The following is a 19,459-nucleotide window of genomic DNA, read 5'->3' as shown; positions in this document are numbered from 1 at the left end:
CATGAAGAGAATAAAGATAGATAGAAAAAAGTGTATAGGATGTTTAACTTGTACTACTGCTTGTAAAGTAGCTCATGGTGGAGATACAAGAGGTAGAATTACTATTAATAGTGAAGGTAAGTATGCACCAATATATTGTAGACATTGTTCTAAACCAGAATGTGTTTATACTTGTATGACAGGTGCCATGAGAAGAGATGATGAAACAGGATTAGTTTTATATGATAAATCAAGATGTGCTAGTTGTTTTATGTGTATAATGGCATGTCCCTATGGAGTATTAAAGATGGATAGTGCTACTGATAAGGAAGTAATGAAATGTGATATGTGCAGATCTACAGATGAGAATTATCCACAATGTGTTGCTAGATGTCCAATGGCAGCATTAACACTAGAGGAGGTGGAAGAAGACTAATGAGATATGTAGTAGTAGGAGCTTCAGCAGCTGGAATTAATGGTGCTAGAACATTAAGAGAATATAATAAAGATGCAGAAATTATTTTAGTTTCAAAGGATGAGAATGTTTATTCAAGATGTATTTTACATCATTATTTAGATGGTCGTAGAACTGTAGAAGATTTAGATTTTACACCAATAGAATTTTTTGATAAATATAATATAAAATGGATTAAGGGAAAAGAAGTCATTGGAATTAATCCTGAAGGACATAGTATAACTTTAGATGATGGTGAAGAAATTAAATATGAAAAAATATTATTAGCAACAGGTGCATATTCATTTATACCACCAATAGAAAATTTAAGAGAAGCAAATAATGTAGTTGGATTAAGAGATTTAGATGACGCACTTAAAATTAAGGATATAGCACAAAAGGTTAAAAATGTTGTTGTTTTAGGTGGAGGATTAGTAGGAATAGATGCTATTGCTGGAATAATTGATTATGATATTAATTTATCTCTTATAGAAATGGGAGATAGGATACTACCACTTCAATTAGATAAACATGCAGCAAATAGATATGAAAAATTATTAGAAGATAGAGGAGTAAATTTAAAATTTGGAGTAAAAGCAGAAAAGTTAATAATAGATGAAAATAAAAATCCAGTGGCGATAAAGCTTAATACAGGGGAAGAGGTACCTTGTGAACTTGTAATAGCTTGCACAGGAGTAAGATCAAATATTAAATTTTTAGAAGGAACATCAGTGGCGTGTGATAAGTTTGGAGTAATAATTAATGAAAAAGGAGAAACTGATGCGAAGGATGTATATGCTGCAGGTGACATAAGTGGAAGAAATCCAATTTGGCCAACAGCAGTAAAGGAAGGAATAATAGCAGCTAGTAATATGAGTGGAAAAGTTGCTTTCATGAATGATTTCTTTGGAAGTAAAAATACTATGAATTTTTTAGGTCTTCCAACTATGTCTCTTGGAATCATAAATAAACCAGATGATAGCTATGAAGAAGTTATAGATAAAAATGGAGATGATTATAAGAAAATTATCTATAAAGATGGATGTATTTATGGAGCAATAATTCAAGGAGATTTATCATATGCAGGAGTTTTAACACAGCTAATTAAAGAAAATATTAATGTGTCAAAGGTTAAGAAACCATTATTTGATATTGATTACTCTGATTTCTTTAATATAAAAGAAAATTTAGAGTTTGTATATTAATGTATAAAAAACAAGTAAGTTGTTAAAATAAAAAAATCTTACTTGTTTTTTCTGATTTGTATTACATTTAAGGGGAGAAATGTATATAATAATACGTCACAAAATTACCAGCAAATGGGAAGTGTTATTATAAATTAACAAAAATCATTATCAGTTGAAAATTATTAATTGATAATTAAAAGTATACAAATAAGGGTTTTTAGCATATAATGTAATTATCAAATGAGAAAAAGGGGAAGATATTCATGGAAAAAAGATATGACGAATCAAATAAGGTAACAATATTATCGATTTTACTTAATATAGGATTAACTATAATGAAAATATTAGCAGGTGTTTTTGGTAATTCTACAGCTATAATCGCTGATGGATTACATTCAGCTTCAGATATAATTACTTCCATTGGAATTCTTATAGGAAATAAGATTTCAAGAAAACCAAGAGATGAAGAACATCAATATGGGCATGAGAAAGCTGAAAGCTTAGTAGCTTTTGTTTTAGCAGCAGTACTTATTATAGTTGCAGTAGAAATAGGGTATAAAGGCGTAGCTGCATTATTTAACCTAAATGAAATTCAAGTTCCAACTTTACTACCTTTAATAGTTGCTTTAATTTCAATTGGAGTCAAGGAATATCAATATCAAATTACTATAAGAGTTGCTAAAAAAATAAACTCATCATCATTAAAAGCAGATGCATGGCATCATAGATCAGATGCATTATCTTCTATTGCTGCATTTATAGGAATTGGTGGAGCAATGCTTGGATTTAAGATATTGGATCCAATAGCATCAATTATAGTGGCAATAGTTGTTGTAAAAGTGGGAATTGATATATTGAAATCAGCTTGTGATGAGTTAATGGATAGTTCAATTAGCAAACAAGATATTGGTGAAATTAAATCTATGATAGATAATAATCAAAAAATATACGGAATAAAGGATTTTAAGTCAAGAAAATATGGATCAGTAGCTTATATTGATATGAGTATATTTATTGATAAAGCTAAAACATTAGAAGAAGCACATGATATAGCAGATGATTTAGAGCATAATATAATTTCTACTTTAAGTTATATTAAAGAAATAAATATTCATACAGAACCATATAATAATTAGGGATTATTGAAAAAGTCTTAATTAAGAAGTGTATTTTAAATAAATATTCTACTTCTATTCTAAGGCTTTTTTTATTGTAATTTATATTATATTAGAAGTATAATAGTTAATGGTTTAAGGTGTCTTATTGTAATTTAAGATGCCTTTTATAATTTAATGAAATATGTTTAGGAATAATAATTAATTAAATTTACGAGGGGATAAATTTATATATGAGAATAAATAAATATTTTAGCAACTTAGGAATTTGCTCTAGAAAAGAAACTAATAGATTAATTGAAGAAAAAAGAGTTATTGTAAATGGTGTTTTATGTGAGCCAGGACAATGGGTTGAAGAATATGATGAAATATTATTAGATGGACAAAAGGTACAAGCAAAAGAAAAGATATATATAGCTTTAAATAAGCCTGTAGGGATAACTTGTACTGCTGCAGAGAGTGTTAAAAATAATATAATAGAGTACATGAATTATAATCAATATATATTTCCGGTAGGTAGATTAGATAAAGAATCTCAAGGATTAATAATAATGACTAATGATGGAGTGTTAGCAAATAAAATATTAGAATCAGATAATTTTCATGAAAAAGAATATATAGTAACTGTAGATAAAATAATTAATGATGATTTTATTAATAAGATGGCAAATGGAGTAGATATAGGAGATACTATAACAAGAAAATGTAAGGTGAATAAAATAGATGATAATACTTTTAATATAGTTTTAACTCAGGGACTTAATAAACAAATTAGAAGAATGACAAAAGCATTTGGATATACTGTGATAAAGTTAGAGAGAATTAGAATCCTTAACATAAAAATTGATGATATTCCTTATGGAAAATGGAGAATACTTACTACTGAAGAGCTACAGAGATTAAAGGAAGAATTATAAAATAATTAGATATAAAAAAAGTAGATAGAATTTTAAAATTCATATCTACTTTTTTTATTTATAAGTTAATTATTAACTTATATTATTGTTCAATTACATTTGGATAAATAAATTCGTTTGTAGATCCTAATTTTCCACCACCAGAAGTACGTTGAGTAACTACTATTGATGAATTAGGCTCTAAAGTAATATCAGTAACCATAATTGTATTAGAATCAACAAATATAGTTTTAGTATATTTACCATTTATATAGATTTTACTAAATTTATTGAAGTTCTCACCTTTTACAATTAAATTATTAACTTCTTCAGCAATAACCTCTTCTTCACTTTCTTCAGAGATTTCAGTATCTTCAGAATCTACAGCTACTTCAGTATCTACTACAGGTTCTTTTTCTGTTGGTACAGAAATTTCTTCATAAACATCTGTTATAGAAATATCATAAGTTCCCATTTTTAAGTCTGTAGCTATAAATGGATTAGTACCACCATAAATATATTTTTCACCATATAACATATCATATTGTAATAATTTTAAATCATCTAAATAATCGCTTTTATTTCTAAATTGATTATGGAACTTTGTTAAAACTCCATTATCTATATTTAAACTATTTAGAACAGATGATGTTAATTGGTATGCTGTTAAATCTTCATCATTTTTAGGTAAATCGAAGTTATTCCAAACAACATATTCAGTTTGGAAGATAGAATTATTAACTAAGTCTTCATCTTCAAAATTTAATGTTGGTAAATGATCACCAAATAAAACTAAAACAGTTTTTTCATCTCTATTAGAAAGTGCTTCTACTAATTGTCCAATAAATTGGTCAACTTCATATACTTGATTTATATAATAAGTAAAAGCATTAGTTGTTTCTTCATCAGGTAATCCACTAACTTCAATTTGTGGGTTATCCAATACTTTTTCTTTTGGATAATCACCGTGAGCTTGTACAGAAATAGTATATACAAAATCAGAGTTTTCAGTAGAATTTAATGATTTAAGTATTTCATCTGTAAGATAAAAATCTTTTGCCCAATCCTTTGGTGTATATTCTTCAACATTCATATATTCTAAAGAAGTAAAAGTATCAAATCCTAATTGAGAAAATACAAAGTTTCTACCATAAAAAGTACCTTTATTATTGTGAATAGCATGAGTTGAGTAGCCTAATTCTTTTAAATCATAAGCAACGCTTTCAGCAGTACTTTCTTGAAGAATAGTTTTATAAGGATATTCTCCAGGACCAAAGAATTGTAAACTCATACCGCTTAAAACTTCAAATTCAGTATTTGCAGTACCAGCTCCAACTGAAGGAACTGTTACATATCCAGATGAATAGTTCTCCATAAGCTTTCTGAAGTTTGGCACTGGATCCTCTGAAAATTGTAAATATTTAACCAATGTAGGATCAAAGAATGATTCTAATTGTACCATTATTATATTAGGCTTGTCAGTATCTGTTTGATGGTTTAAACCACCTTCTGTACTTGCTAATAAAATATCATCGCTGCTAAGATTATTTGTTGAATTATTTGATGCAATTAAATCAGAAATAGATGCAATTTTTTCAGCAGAGTAATCTTTAGGCTTATCAATACCAGTGTTTAATAAGGTATTAGAGAAGCAATAAGGAAAACCATAATCCTGATAAGCAAAAGCGATATTTCCAAAATAAGAAGCTATTATATTAAATCCTAAAGCAGTTTTTGTTGAAAGTAAAAGAAAAACCCATACTGATGCAACAATTAATACATTTTTCTTATAATTAAGTTTACCTTTATATTTAGGTCCTTTAAAGAATAAGAATACAATTCCAAGAACTACAAGGATTAAAAAAGTAGCTATAATAGTAGTTGTTGTTTTAGATAAATATTTGGATATTATACCCAATCCTAAATCTGCAAGTGTTAAATCAGTAGCTGTAAAAGGTGTAACTCTATTGCTTAGGATTATTCCATTGGTTATACCAAATCCAATCCATACAGTAGTTATTAAAGTGAAGAAAAATGTTCTTCTCTTAAATAGTAGTACAACCGATAACGTAGCTAATATAATTAACGAGTTATATAAAAATACTAATGGAGATCCAAATATATAACCAAAAGTATCATTTAGATTTCTTCTACTACAAAGTTCAATAATAAAGTTAATAATTAATGGAGCAAATAAAAATTTCATAAATGAGCGAGTCGACGGCTCTTTAAAAGAAAGTTTCATAAAAAATCCCCCTATGATTGTTTTTTCTGTATTAAATATTTGTTAAACAAAGTTAAACTACGTATTAAATCATAGATTATTATACAACTATTAGATTAATATTCCAAGAAAGTGAAATCGATAACATTAAAAATTAAGAAAAAAATAATAAAATGTTACAAAAAATTAAGAATTAGTAAACAGAAGTATTTTATAGTTAATCAATAACAAATTAGTATATATGATTATTTATTAACATATTATAAAGTACTAGAAATATAGTTAAAAACAGCAAAAAGAAGGAAAGGGTTTATGGGAATTGAATTAATATCAGAGTATTTTGTACGCTATGGACTAATATTTTTATTTGTAGTTATTTTTTTAGAACATCTAAATTGTCCAGGTGTTCCAGCAACAATAGTAATGCCTACTATAGGAGCTTTTGTAGCAGAAACAAAAGGAAGTCTTTTTTTAGTAATATTAGTATCAATAGCAGCAGCAGTATTTGGAAGTGTAGTATTCTACATAATAGGATATTATTTAGGAAAACCCATTTTAGATTGGTTTTATAAAAAATCTCCTAAAACTAAGAAGTATACAGAAAAAATATTTGAATACTCTAATAAATATGGGAACAAGACTATTTTTATATGTAGACTTATTCCAGTAGTAAGAACGTTAATATCTTTAGTTTCAGGAGTTTTAAGAACCGATTTTTTCGGGTTTTTATTATATTCAGCAGCAGGGATTAGTATATGGAATACTGTATTAATATCCTTTGGATATTTTGGATTAAAGACAATAATAATTAAATTCTAAGGCTTATTATATTATATGATACTTTCTTCTGGTGATATCATTAATTTTTCTCTATCACTGGCTTTAAAGCTTAAGTCTGTAATTTAAGTAGAATCCCCTTAAAGTTAACGACTTGTCATACAAATTTGTAGCAGGAGTCGTTAACTTTAAGTCGGGGAACTAAGAAAAATAGTGAAAAGTAATATTCCATTTTTCATTCTCACTATAGTTCGCAGTTTAGTTATACTGCGTTTAGTAGGGCATATTGTGATTGGTAAAGGTTATAGTAGTGCCCTCTTAGTGACATTAATTCATCGTGAGTTCCACATTCAACAATGCTACCATTATCTATATACATAATTCTAGAAGAATTTTTAATTGTAGATAATCTATGAGCAATTATAAATGAAGTTCTGCCTTTAAGAAGTTCATCTAATCCTTTTTGAAGTAGAATTTCAGTTTGAGTATCTATACTAGAAGTAGCTTCATCTAAAATTAATATTCTAGGATCAGCAAGTAATGCTCTAGCAAAAGATATAAGTTGTCTTTGACCTACAGAAAGTCGGCTACCTCTTTCATTTACTTCGGTATAATATCCATTTTCAAATTCCATTATAAAATCATGGGCACGAACAACCTTAGCAGCAGCAATTACTTCCTCATCTGTAGCATTAAGGTTACCATAACGAATGTTATCCATTATTGTTCCAGAGAATATGAATGAATCTTGAAGCATTATTCCCATTTGTTGTCTAAGTGATTTTAGTGTTACATCGCGTATATCAATACCATCAATTAAAATTTGTCCTTCATTTATGTCATAGAATCTACTTATTAAGCTAACTATAGTACTTTTACCAGCACCAGTAGGACCTACTAAAGCAATAGATTCACCACTTTCTATATTAATATTTATATTTTTTAATATTGGATTATCTTCTTCATACATAAAAGTTACATCTTTAAATTCTACATGACCTTCTATAGGAGCAAGTGTAGTTGCATTTTCTTTATCATGAATTAAAGGTTTTTCATCCATTGTTTCAAATATTCTTTCAAGATAAGCCATTGCATTAATTATAGTGTTATAAAAGTTACCTATATTAGTTATAGGAGCCCAAAATCTCCACACATATCCTATAAATGCAACTAAAACACCAACTTTAATAGATGAATCAAATATTAAAATACCAAAAAGATAAATTAAAGCAACTGAGGCAACAGAAATAATATCAATAGCTGGCCATACTAAAAAGTTTAATTTAACTGAATCCATCCAAGCATCGCTATATTGAGTACAAACATCGTTATAGATTTTCATATTTTCTTCTTCTCTAGAAAATGATTGAGTTACCTTTATTCCATTTATACTTTCATGAACATATGCATTCATGTTTGATTGTTTTGAACTAAGTTTTTGATGAGCCTTTCTTTGAGCTTTTTTTATAGACATTATAACTGTCATAAGTAAAGGTAAACCTAGTAAACTAACTAAAGCTAATTTATAGTCTAAGATAAACATAAATACTACAGTAATTATTAATGTCACAGTATCTGCTATTAAATTAACGAAACCATTAGACAATAAATCACTTAATGAATTAATGTAATTTACAACTCTAACTAATATTTTACCGTGAGGTCTACTGTCATAATAGCTAAATGGAAGAGATTGAAGATTAACAAATAAATCCTTTCTCATATCAACTAAAATATCTTGTCCTACTTTACCCATCGTAATTATACGTTGTTTCATAAATGCACTAACTAATATAAGAGAAAAAGCATAAATAATTGATAGTATTACCAGATTAGCTAAGTTTCCAGATGGAATAATATCATCTAATGCAATTTTTATTAAATATGGTCCAAGTAAAGAAACAAAGCTTGAAATCAGCATTAAAGTAACAGAAATAATAATTTTATTTTTATAAGGTTTCATATATTTTATAAGTCTTTTAAGATGAGATATGTTGAACCCAGCTTGTAATTCTTCGTCTACATCATATTTATTTCTAGCCATTTAAATCGCCTCCTTAGATACATTGAAATCTCCAAATTGAGTTTTATAAACATCATAATAATAGCCTCTATTTTTAACTAATGAATCATGAGTTCCACTTTCAATAATTCGCCCATTATCAAGAACTAGTATTAAATCTGCTGATTTAACAGAAGATATTCTATGAGCAATTATAAAGTTTGTTCTATTTGGATTATTTAAATTAACTTCTTTTTGAATTTTAAATTCAGTTTCCATATCAACAGCTGAAGTTGTATCATCTAAAATTAATATTGATGGATTAGTAATAAGTGCTCTAGCTAAAGAAATTCTTTGCCTTTGTCCACCGGACAAACCAACACCTCTTTCCCCAACAATAGTGTCATATCCTTCAGGCATTTCGGATATAAAATTATGAGCCTCTGAAAGTTTAGCTATATCTTTGATTTTTTCAAGTGACACAGAAGGTGAGCCATAAGCTATATTTCCTTCAATTGTATCAGAGAATAAGAAAATATCTTGCATTGCCATACCAATAGAAGATCTAAGCTGCTTTATATTTAAATCTTTAATTGGAACATTATCTATATAAACTTTACCTTCAGTAGCATCGTAGAATCTACAAATTAAATTAACTAAAGTAGATTTTCCTGAACCAGTAGGTCCTATGATACCAATAGTTTGTCCTCTTTTAGCTTGGAAAGAAACATTCTTTAATGCAGTAGTATCCCCATAACTAAAAGAAACATTATCAAATATAATATCTCCACGTATTCTTTCAGATTTTATTGGAGCTTCAGGTTCTTTAATATTTGATTCAGTATTTAATAATTCTCTTATTTTAATAGAAGAAGCAACAAATCTTTCAGTATCATTTATTAAATAACCAGCCATTCTCATAGGATTATTTAATGCCCATATTAATCCATTAAATATTACTAAATCACCTAAAGTCATAGATTTATTAATTACTAATATTCCTCCAACAAGTATCATTATTATAGATAAGAAGCTTGATAAATATTCAAGGACAGGCATATACTTACCTATAACCTTTGTAGTATCTAAATTTCTATCTTTGTAATTTAAGTTTTCTTTTTCAAATTTTTCGATTTCATAGTCTTCACGGCTAAAGGCTTTAACTACTCTATTTCCGCTAATATTTTCTTGGGTAATAGAATTAAGTCTAGAATAAGCTTCTCTTATGTTATAAAAAGTTGGAGAAATTTTAATACCCATTTTCACTGTAAGTATAGCAATTACAGGGCATATTGATAACATAAAGAGTGTTAGTGGTAAATTAACATATGCCATTGATATAATTGCAAATATAAATATACTAACATTTGATAGAATATTATAAACAACCCAAGCTATAAAATGGCGTAGGGCATCTGTATCTCCAGTCATTCTAGCCATAATATCACCAGTTTTTGTATTGTTATAATAATCAAAATCTAACTTTAATAATTTTGAATATAAATCTTCTCTAATTTCAAGAAGAATGTCTTGAGATATCTTTTCAAAGATAATTTGATATAAGTATGTTATTAATCCCTTTATTACAACAACAATAATCATAGCAATAAGAATCGGAATTAATATGTTTTTTTGATTTCCATTTAATACCTTGTCTATAATATCACCAGCAAGGAATGGATTAATCATGCAAAGTAATGAAGTTACTAATACTAGTATTAAAGAAATACTATATTTTAGTATGTGTTTTTTTAAATAGCCCATTATCCATTTTAAGCTTTCCATTTGAGTTACCTCCACATAAATAAATTAATATAATTTCCTTATATAGATTATTATTTATAGGATAAAAATGAAATGTGATATCTTAAACTATTGATGTATATTATTATATAAAGTTATAATTATATGGAGTTATATGGTATAAGGAGAAAATTATGTTTGAATATGGTTTGTGCACAGAAAATTATAATCCAGAGTTATTATTTGCATTTCAAGGAGTAGTTGATGGGACAAAAAAAGAATACGATTTTAAGTATCATTGTCATGATTTTTTAGAGTTATCTATAGTGACATCTGGAAAAGTTGAATATTATATTGATGGAAATGAGTATATTTTAAACAAGGGAGATCTATTATTATCTAATCCAGGATTGTATCATATGGAAATACCAAATGAAACATCTAAATACACTCAATTACATATAGGAATTAATAATTTTAAATTAAGTGATATAAGAGAGAATTATATAGATAATAAAGGATTAGGACCTATATTAAAAATTAAAAATTATGGAAATGAATTTTTTAAGTGCTGTGATGAAATTATTAAAGAAGAAAAACTAAAGAGAATGGGATATCCGCTAGTCCTTAAGTCTTTAGTAATGAAGCTATTAATAATAATTTGTAGAGAGCTTGAAGGTGAAAATGAGGTAATAGAGGAGAATATATATAATTGTTCTTTAGAATCAAATGAAAAGCAAAATATAGTAAAATCAATAATTACGTATATGAATGATAATTATATGAATGATATTTCTTTGGACAAGATATCTAAGAATATGTACTTAAGCCCTGTATATATATCAAAGATATTTAAAGAAGAAATAGGGGATTCACCAATAAATTATTTAATAAAAATAAGATTATCAAAAGCAGAAGAATTATTAAAAGATAATACATTGCCAGTTAAAGTAGTAGCAAAAAGGGTTGGATACAATGATGCATATCATTTTAGTAAATTGTTCAAAAAATACTATGGAATTGCACCATCATCCTTTAGATAAATTGAAATAAATTGCGAACTACAGTGAGAATGAAAAATGGAATATTACTTTTCCGGTAAGCGGTGAAATTTTCGCTTTGAATTTATATAATTGATTCCGTAAAATTTGCTAAAGTTTTTAAACTTGCTAAAGCTTCAAACAGTAAAAACTTCTTAACACAAATTTTACTACATCAATTATTAAATTCTAAAGCTTAATTTCAATGCTTCCCTCCAAATTAATATTTCATTTTTTCTCTTCACTGTTTTTCTTAATTCTCCGACTTATAGTTAATGATTCCTGCTACAAATTTGTATGACAAGTCGTTAACTCTAGGGGGATTAAGCTTAAATTGCAGACTTAAGCTTTAGTTCGCAATTTATTAATATTGAGGGTAATTGTATAATGTTTTTTTGAAGTATTTATTAAATAATGAAATAGTTATATCTTCTTCATTTCTATTAATTTTATGTTTATGAATTAAAATCATAGAAATTATTAAGACTATTATTTTTATATGGATATTATGGTTATAAGTTATAACTAAAATATCTAAAAATAATGAACTAACTAACATAACACTTGAGTTTGGCTCTATAACTAAGATAAATTTAAAAAATATTAAAATAAGTGCAAATCCTAAAGCCACATTACTTATAGGATAAAGTGCCAAAAAAGTACCGAAGGTTGAAGCGATTGCTTTTCCACCATGGAAATTTAAAAATGGAGAGTACGCGTGGCCAAGAATTGGAGCTACAGCAATAAAAATTAGAGCTATGTTATTTACATGAAAATATTTAATTGAAATAAAAACTGGTATAAAAGCTTTAAATAAGTCTAATGCTATGCATAATAAACCAAGAAAAACTCCACAATATTTAATCACATTTCCTGAACCAGGGTTTTTATCATCAGAAACATTTGTAATATCGATTCCTTTTAATAGTTTTGGAATAATATATGAATACATAACAGATCCAGATAAAAATGAAATAATTATTAATAAAATATCAATAATAAACAAAACTGAATCCTCATATTTATTTAATTTCTCTATTAAGAACATAGCAATATCATCTGCTGCATTAGGATTAACATTTTCCTTTTGAGCTGAAATTATTTCATTTGATATTTTTATATCATCAAGTAATGAATTACATATAGTAATTGTTTCATCAATAGAATTAGATGGTAAAGCCATTTTATGTATGTTGAAAAACTCGCAATTGGCAGATTCAACACCGGGAATTGGATTTATCATTATCATAGGCAAATTTTCTACCATTGCTTCAGTAGATGTTAGTCCGCCTGGTTTAGTAATTAAAATATCACTAACATTCATTAACTTATCAATAGAATCACTAAAGGATAATAAATTAACATTTTTACTTAAATCTTCTCTTTTTAACTTTTCAAATAAATCATTGTTATGACCACAAATAACTGTAAATTCAACATTTAGTAATTTATTAGATAATTCTAAAGTAGTTTCAAGAAGATTACCGGCACCCATACTTCCACCCATGATTAAAATATGCTTCATATTAGGATTAAGATTTAATTCTTTTTTTAATTCAGATTTTGTATAGTTACACTTAAATTTAGAATGAACAGGTAATCCAAAAGATAAAATTTTATTTTTATCCAAACCTTTCTTAACAAATTCAGTAATTAAGTCTTTATGAGGAATAAAATAATAATTTAAGCATGTTTCTTCCCAAAATGGGGCACAGGTATAGTCTGTAATTATAGCAGCAGTTATAGCAGTAAAATTATATTTTTTTTGAAGATAAGAAATGGTTTGAGCGCAAAATATATGTGTACAAATTATTAAATCCGGTTTTTCTTTTTTTATTATGTTATATATATTTTTAGAATAAAGAGTGTTTAAAATATATATTATAGATTTAATTTTAGGATTACTAATTTTTTCACCAGCTCTATAAAGTAAGCCAAAGAATTTTGGGCTCTTTTTTACTGTTTTAACATAAATATTTTCTACTTTTTTAGAAGTAGATTTACCGGCAAATGCTAAAGTATCTATTTCTACAGTATCAACATTAAACTTTTTTAGAGCATCACAAATAGATTTTCCAGCCGATACATGACCAGCCCCAGTGTTTGTATATAAAATAAGAGCTTTCATAAAACACCATCCTTTAAAATATAAATTCATTAGTTAATAAGTAAGATTTATATATACTTTATATTTAATATTATCATAAATTATATTTTACCATAAAAATAGTTTCTGATAATACCTAACTATATACCATAGTTGTTTTTATGAAAATTATGGATATAATAGAATAAAGAAAGGATAGATAAAATGAATAAAAAGATTTTTATTATAGAAGACGAAGAAAAAATAAGATTAGAGTTAAGCACATTTTTAAATAGATATGGATATGAAACTAGTTATTCTGATGATTTTGAAAATATAGTAGAAATTGCCTTAAAAGAAAAACCACATATTATTTTACTAGATATAAATTTGCCATATTATGATGGTTATTATATATGCAGAGAAATAAGAAAGGCTTCTAATGTTCCCATAATAGTTGTAACAAGTAGAAATAGTGAAATAGATGAACTTATGAGTATGAATTTAGGTGCAGATGATTTTATTACTAAGCCTTATAATACTCAAATTCTTTTAGCTAGAATTTCATCAATAATAAGAAGAGCATATCAAAATGTAGAATCAGAAGTTTTTGAATTTAGAAGATTAAAATATAATATGTCTACTAGTGAGATGGAGTTTGATGATAAAAAAATAGAGTTGACTAAAAATGAAAGTAGAATTTTAGCAACGTTAATTAGAAATAAAGAAAAGATTGTATCAAGAAATGAGTTAATGAAGGCATTATGGCAAAGTGATGAATTTGTTGATGACAATACCTTAACTGTTAATATTAATAGATTAAGAAAAAAGCTAGAGGAAATTGGAGCAAAGGATTATCTTCAAACTAAGAGAGGACAGGGATATATTTTAATATGAGCTTTATAGAATACTTTAAAGAAAAGGCTATATTTATAATGATAAATATATTAGTATTAATCATTACAGGTTATCTATTAAATGGACTAGGTCTATCTTCATATGGAATAATTTTAATATGTATATTAAATTTTTTATCAGCAATAGCTTTTTTTATTTATGATTATTTTAATAAAAATAAATATTATAAAATTTTATTAGATAGAATAAATTCATTAGATAAAAAGTATTTTATTGCTGATGTTACTGAAGAAAGTGAGTTTATAGAAGGTAAGATTTTATATGAAATTATAGAACAAGCAACAAAATCAATGAAGGATGATATTAGTGAAGCTATAAGAAATAGTAAAGATTATAAGGAGTATATTGAACTTTGGGTTCATGAAATAAAAACTCCTATAGCAACTTGTAAGTTACTTATAGAAAATAATGAAAATGAAGTTACTAATAGTATTAATGAGGAGATAACAAAGGTTGAAGATTATATAGAACAGGTTTTATTTTATGCTAGAAGCAGTAATATAGAAAAGGATTATATAATTAAGGAGGTTAAATTAAATCAATGCATTAATTCTGTTATAAGAAAAAATGCTAACGTTTTAATAGAAAAACAAATTAAGGTTGATATAAAAGATATTGATAAAATAGTTTATTGTGATAGTAAGTGGATTGAATTTATTCTAGGACAAATTATAAGTAATAGTATTAAATACATGGATAAAAAGGAAAGTATTTTAAAAATATGTAGTAAAACTATAGGAAATGATATTCTTTTAAAAATTTGTGATAATGGAATTGGAATGGATGAAAAATGTGTAGTTAAAGCCTTTGAAAAGGGATATACAGGTGAAAATGGAAGAAGGTTTGGAAAGTCAACTGGTATTGGATTATATTTATGTAAAAATCTTTGTGAAAAATTAGGACTAGGAATAAATATAAAATCAAAAGAAAAGTATGGTACAGAAGTTTCTATATTATTTCCTATAAATGATATGATGAAATTTTAATATTAAAGGGGGAAGAGGTTTATGAAAATTATTGAAACAAAAAGATTGATATTAAGAAAATGGTGCAAAGATGATTATTTAGATATGTATGACTATGCTAGTGATGATAGAGTAGGGCCTAATGCAGGATGGCCTGTACATAAATCTATAGAAGATAGTAAAGCAATAGTTGATATGTTTATAACTGGAGATGAGGAGTATGCAGTAGTTCTAAAAAAAGAAAATAAAGTAATTGGTGGAGTTGGATTACATTATAAGAAAATTGATAAAGATATGCAAGGAAATAATGTAAGAGAAATTGGATATGTTTTAAATCCTAAATATTGGGGCAATGAGTATATTCCAGAAGCTGTTAAAGAGTTAATAAAATTTTGCTTTGAAGAATTAAATTTAGATTTAGTGTGGTGTGGTCATTTTGACTTTAATTCTAAATCTAGAAGAGTAATTGAAAAATGTGGATTTAATTTTAAATTTGAAAAGAATAGAGAACTACCATTATTAAATAATAAGAAAGTTAATGAACTATACTACAATATTTCAAGGGAAGAATATTTTAAAAAAGCATAAGGATTAAGGAGTAATTAACCCATAACAAATAATTATTAGTTGTTATGGGTTAACTCTTTTTTAAATTATTTAGTAAAAATTGATTTTTTTAATATTATCATAAACCAAATAAGAGATATGCCCAAGATAGCATGTGCAGTTCCTGCAATATGGGGAAGACCTATAAAATCTTTATTTAGTACTTCTAATATTCCACGTACAACTAAAGTAGAAATTAAAGATAGTAGACCAATGTTATAAGTTATAAGCCAACCAATAAAGTATTTAATATTTGAAATATTAAATACTTTTTCTAAAACAATTAGAATTAGGAAGAAAATAAATCCTAAAACTAAAGTATGTGTATGAGCTGCACTTAATGTTGTAATGCCAGTAAAAGCATTAAATTTAGTGAATTCTCTAAAAAATATACCTAATGCTAGTCCTAAAATTAGATAGAAAAATGATAAGTTAAATAGTTTTTTCATATATTTCACCTCTTAATAGAAAATTATTATCCTTTAATAATAATTATACAATTAATATAACAAAAATGTAAGGTTTCTGTTATATAGTTCTATGGATAGAGAGTTGTTGTAAATGTAGAATTAAGATATAGCAAGGATATATTGATAGATAAAAGATAAATTAAAATTTGGAGGTAAGTATGAAAAGTGAAGTTTTAAAGGTAAGTAATATAGAAAAATATTATGGAAGTAAGAATAATATAACAAAAGCAATTAATAATATTAGTTTTACAGTGGAAGAGGGAGAATTCATTGGAGTAATGGGAGCTTCAGGTAGTGGAAAAACTACATTATTAAATTGTATTTCAACAATAGATAGAGTAAGTAGTGGACATATTTATATAAGGAATAACGATATTACAAAATTAAATTCTAAAAAAATCGCAAAGTTTAGAAGAGAAGAGCTTGGATTTATATTTCAAGATTTTAATCTTCTAGATACATTAACATGTTATGAAAATATTGCATTGGCATTAACTATCTCAAGAGTTAACCATAAGGAGATCGATACACGAGTTAAAGATGTAGCAAATAAATTAGGCATAGAGGAAATATTAAATAAATATCCTTATGAAGTATCAGGAGGACAAAAGCAAAGAGTAGCTTGTGCTAGAGCAATAATAACAAAGCCATCATTAGTATTAGCAGATGAACCAACAGGTGCTTTAGACTCTAAATCTGCTAAAATGCTTCTAGAAAGTTTAGAACATTTAAATACAGAAATTAATGCAACTATTATGATGGTAACTCATGATGCATTTACAGCTAGTTATGCAAGTAGAATTTTATTTATAAAGGATGGAAAGATTTTTAATGAGTTAGTTAGAGGAAATGACAGTAGAAAGGATTTCTTTAATAAGATAATTGAGGTTGTTACTCTTCTTGGAGGTGACCAAAGAGATGTATTTTAAGTTAGCTAGCAAAAATTTAAAAAAGAGTATTAAAGATTATACAATTTATTTTTTAACATTAGTATTTGGTATTTGTATTTTTTATACTTTTAATTCAATAGAATCTCAAAGAGTAATGATGGATTTAAGTGAAATTCAAGCTGGCGCATTTCAAATAATAGATGTATTTATGTCTGTAGCATCAGTATTTATTTCTTTTATTTTAGGGTTTTTAATAGTTTATGCTAATAATTACTTAATAAAAAGAAGAAAAAAGGAATTTGGTATTTACATGACTTTAGGTATGGAAAATAAACAACTTTCAAGAATAATATTTGTAGAAACAATATTAATTGGTTTAATTTCTTTAGCTGTGGGAATAGGAATAGGAACTATACTTTCTCAAGGATTATCAATATTTACAGCTAAATTATTTAAAGTGAAGCTAGTAAACTTTACATTTGTGTTTTCTAAATTAGCATTTGTTAAGACTGTTATGTGTTTTGGATTAATATATTTAGTAGTTTTAATATTTAATTCATTTACTATAAGAAAGGTTAAGCTAATAGACTTACTAACATCTGCAAAGAAAAATGAAAAGTTAAAAGTAAAGAATATTTGGGTTTCAGTTATAGTATTTTTAATTAGTGTAGCAATGATAGGTGCGGCATATTATTTAGTTATAAAAAATGGAATAGCAATAATAAGTCCATCAGCTATAGGAATTCCTGTATTATTGGGATCAGTAGGAACAATATTATTTTTCTTTTCATTATCAGGATTTTTACTTAAAGTTATGCAAAGTAATAAGAAATTTTACTTAAAAGATTTAAACATGTTTATTTTAAGACAAATTAATAGTAAGATAAACACTACTTTTATTTCAATGTCATTTATTTGTTTAATGTTATTTGTTGCAATATGTACATTTTCAAGTGGGCTTGGAATTAGTAGAGGACTTAATAAGGATGTAGCAGATTTAACACAATTTGATGCAACATTATGGAATTTGAATGGTGATAATTTAATTGATTCTTTAGGAAAGAGTAGTATAGATAGTTTTGCTGATTATGCACAATATACAAACTATGATAGTAAAGTTCCTTATAGCAAATTCTTAACTTCAGATGGAATTGAAAAGGGAAGCAGTTATTATCCTGTTTTTACTGATTCAGATATTATGGCAATTAGCCTTACTGATTTTAATAATATATTAAGATTATTAGGAAAAGATCAAGTATCATTAAAGGAAAATGAATATTTAGCTTTTACAGATATAGGTGATATGCAAAAAATTATTCAAGAATCAATAAATGATAAAACTAAAATAAATATAAATGGAAAAGAATTAATTCCAGCAGATATTAAGGTTCTTAATATAACTAGCTATGACTCAACTATGAAAAGTAATATATGTACATTTGTGGTTAATGATGATTTAGTAAATGAATTACCAACTGTTAATACCTATTTAAATGTAAATTATAAAGACGATAAATCATTATCAGAAATAGGTATGCAAGATATAATAAAAAGTAACAATGATAAAAATGGATATCAAGTATATTATATAAATAAAGAAACTGTAGAAGCAACAACAGCAGGTCTTGGTGCTATGGTGTCTTATTTGGCTATATATATGGGAATTATATTTTTAATAACATCAGCTGCAGTACTTGCACTTCAACAACTATGTGAATCAGCAGATAATACGTATAGATATGAATTATTAAAAAAGGTTGGAGTAGATGAAAAAATAATAAATAAATCATTATTAACTCAAATAGGAATATACTTTATGATGCCTTTAAGTATTGCGTTAGTTCACTCTATAGTTGGATTAAAATTTGCACAAGGGGTAGTTTCTATAGTTGGTGATGGAAGTATGATGAAGTATATATTAATTACATTATTAGTGCTAGTAATAGTTTATGGAGGATACTTTATGGCAACATACAATGGTGCAAAGAAGATCATTAGATAGAATAAATAATAAAATTTAATTAATTATATATTTTTATTATTGAAATTATTTTCATTATGTAGGATACTTTTATCGTAGACTTTTAATATATTATATGAAGTCAAT

At 26.3% G+C, this 19,459-nt stretch carries 16 protein-coding genes; 11 read left to right on the top strand and 5 right to left on the bottom strand.

Going from position 1 to position 19,459, the window contains the following annotated elements; translation table 11 throughout:
• Position 1 precedes the first annotated feature (1 nt).
• The 4 genes from HCG76_RS12975 to HCG76_RS12960 all read left to right on the top strand — a co-directional run bounded on the left by HCG76_RS12975 (position 2) and on the right by HCG76_RS12960 (position 3,652).
• Positions 2-415 carry a 4Fe-4S dicluster domain-containing protein gene (locus tag HCG76_RS12975; protein WP_195989648.1) on the top strand — a complete coding sequence of 138 codons (414 nt, stop codon included), beginning with the start codon at positions 2-4 and terminating at the stop codon, positions 413-415.
• Positions 415-1,638 carry an NAD(P)/FAD-dependent oxidoreductase gene (locus HCG76_RS12970; protein ID WP_221700816.1) on the top strand — a complete coding sequence of 408 codons (1,224 nt, stop codon included), beginning with the start codon at positions 415-417 and terminating at the stop codon, positions 1,636-1,638. The genes HCG76_RS12975 and HCG76_RS12970 overlap by 1 nt, the downstream gene beginning before the upstream one ends.
• Positions 1,639-1,883: 245 nt before the next feature.
• Positions 1,884-2,756 carry a cation diffusion facilitator family transporter gene (locus HCG76_RS12965; protein WP_221700817.1) on the top strand — a complete coding sequence of 291 codons (873 nt, stop codon included), beginning with the start codon at positions 1,884-1,886 and terminating at the stop codon, positions 2,754-2,756.
• Positions 2,757-2,968: 212 nt separating this feature from the next.
• Positions 2,969-3,652, top strand: a complete 684-nt coding sequence (locus HCG76_RS12960; protein ID WP_221700818.1) for a pseudouridine synthase — start codon at positions 2,969-2,971, stop codon at positions 3,650-3,652.
• Between the two features lie 82 nt (positions 3,653-3,734).
• Here HCG76_RS12960 and HCG76_RS12955 read toward each other — a convergent pair whose 3' ends face one another.
• Complete coding sequence (locus HCG76_RS12955; RefSeq protein WP_221700819.1) at positions 3,735-5,876, bottom strand: LTA synthase family protein; 2,142 nt, start codon at positions 5,874-5,876, stop codon at positions 3,735-3,737.
• A gap of 291 nt (positions 5,877-6,167) precedes the next feature.
• Here HCG76_RS12955 and HCG76_RS12950 point away from each other — a divergent pair, with 291 nt between their 5' ends.
• Positions 6,168-6,674, top strand: coding sequence for a DedA family protein (locus HCG76_RS12950; RefSeq protein WP_221700820.1), 507 nt, complete (start codon positions 6,168-6,170; stop codon positions 6,672-6,674).
• A gap of 220 nt (positions 6,675-6,894) precedes the next feature.
• Here the strand turns inward: HCG76_RS12950 and HCG76_RS12945 are convergent, their stop codons facing one another.
• Together HCG76_RS12945 and HCG76_RS12940 are read right to left on the bottom strand one after the other, a co-directional pair.
• Positions 6,895-8,676 (bottom strand): ABC transporter ATP-binding protein, encoded by a 1,782-nt coding sequence (locus HCG76_RS12945; RefSeq protein WP_221700821.1) that lies wholly within the window; start codon positions 8,674-8,676, stop codon positions 6,895-6,897.
• Positions 8,677-10,419 carry an ABC transporter ATP-binding protein gene (locus HCG76_RS12940; protein WP_221700822.1) on the bottom strand — a complete coding sequence of 581 codons (1,743 nt, stop codon included), beginning with the start codon at positions 10,417-10,419 and terminating at the stop codon, positions 8,677-8,679.
• A 152-nt stretch (positions 10,420-10,571) separates the two neighbouring features.
• Here HCG76_RS12940 and HCG76_RS12935 point away from each other — a divergent pair, with 152 nt between their 5' ends.
• On the top strand, positions 10,572-11,420 hold the full coding sequence (locus HCG76_RS12935; RefSeq protein ID WP_221700823.1) for an AraC family transcriptional regulator: 849 nt from the start codon (positions 10,572-10,574) through the stop codon (positions 11,418-11,420).
• Between the two features lie 361 nt (positions 11,421-11,781).
• On the opposite strand, the gene HCG76_RS12930 is transcribed toward HCG76_RS12935, so the two are convergent.
• Positions 11,782-13,545 (bottom strand): glycerol-3-phosphate acyltransferase, encoded by a 1,764-nt coding sequence (locus HCG76_RS12930; RefSeq protein ID WP_221700824.1) that lies wholly within the window; start codon positions 13,543-13,545, stop codon positions 11,782-11,784.
• Between the two features lie 183 nt (positions 13,546-13,728).
• On the opposite strand from HCG76_RS12930, the gene HCG76_RS12925 reads away from it, so the two are divergent.
• The 3 genes from HCG76_RS12925 to HCG76_RS12915 are packed head-to-tail and all read left to right on the top strand — an operon-like array spanning position 13,729 to position 15,974.
• Complete coding sequence (locus HCG76_RS12925) at positions 13,729-14,400, top strand: response regulator transcription factor (protein WP_221700825.1); 672 nt, start codon at positions 13,729-13,731, stop codon at positions 14,398-14,400.
• Positions 14,397-15,407 carry a sensor histidine kinase gene (locus HCG76_RS12920; protein WP_221700826.1) on the top strand — a complete coding sequence of 337 codons (1,011 nt, stop codon included), beginning with the start codon at positions 14,397-14,399 and terminating at the stop codon, positions 15,405-15,407. The genes HCG76_RS12925 and HCG76_RS12920 overlap by 4 nt, the downstream gene beginning before the upstream one ends.
• A 21-nt stretch (positions 15,408-15,428) precedes the next feature.
• Complete coding sequence (locus HCG76_RS12915; RefSeq protein ID WP_221700827.1) at positions 15,429-15,974, top strand: GNAT family N-acetyltransferase; 546 nt, start codon at positions 15,429-15,431, stop codon at positions 15,972-15,974.
• Positions 15,975-16,039: 65 nt separating this feature from the next.
• On the opposite strand, the gene HCG76_RS12910 is transcribed toward HCG76_RS12915, so the two are convergent.
• Positions 16,040-16,441 (bottom strand): DUF2871 domain-containing protein, encoded by a 402-nt coding sequence (locus tag HCG76_RS12910; protein ID WP_221700828.1) that lies wholly within the window; start codon positions 16,439-16,441, stop codon positions 16,040-16,042.
• Between the two features lie 179 nt (positions 16,442-16,620).
• On the opposite strand from HCG76_RS12910, the gene HCG76_RS12905 reads away from it, so the two are divergent.
• Together HCG76_RS12905 and HCG76_RS12900 are read left to right on the top strand one after the other, a co-directional pair.
• Positions 16,621-17,391 (top strand): ABC transporter ATP-binding protein, encoded by a 771-nt coding sequence (locus HCG76_RS12905; protein ID WP_221700829.1) that lies wholly within the window; start codon positions 16,621-16,623, stop codon positions 17,389-17,391.
• Positions 17,381-19,354: an ABC transporter permease gene (locus tag HCG76_RS12900; protein WP_221700830.1), complete on the top strand. Its 1,974-nt coding sequence runs from the start codon at positions 17,381-17,383 to the stop codon at positions 19,352-19,354. Before HCG76_RS12905 ends, HCG76_RS12900 begins: the two co-directional genes overlap by 11 nt.
• Positions 19,355-19,459: the final 105 nt, after the last annotated feature.

The sequence above is a fragment of the Clostridium sp. K13 genome (assembly GCF_019734195.1).
Lineage (GTDB): Bacteria > Bacillota > Clostridia > Clostridiales > Clostridiaceae > Clostridium.
Note: the sequence above shows the minus strand (reverse complement) of the source record. Positions and strands in the feature narration are given on the sequence as shown.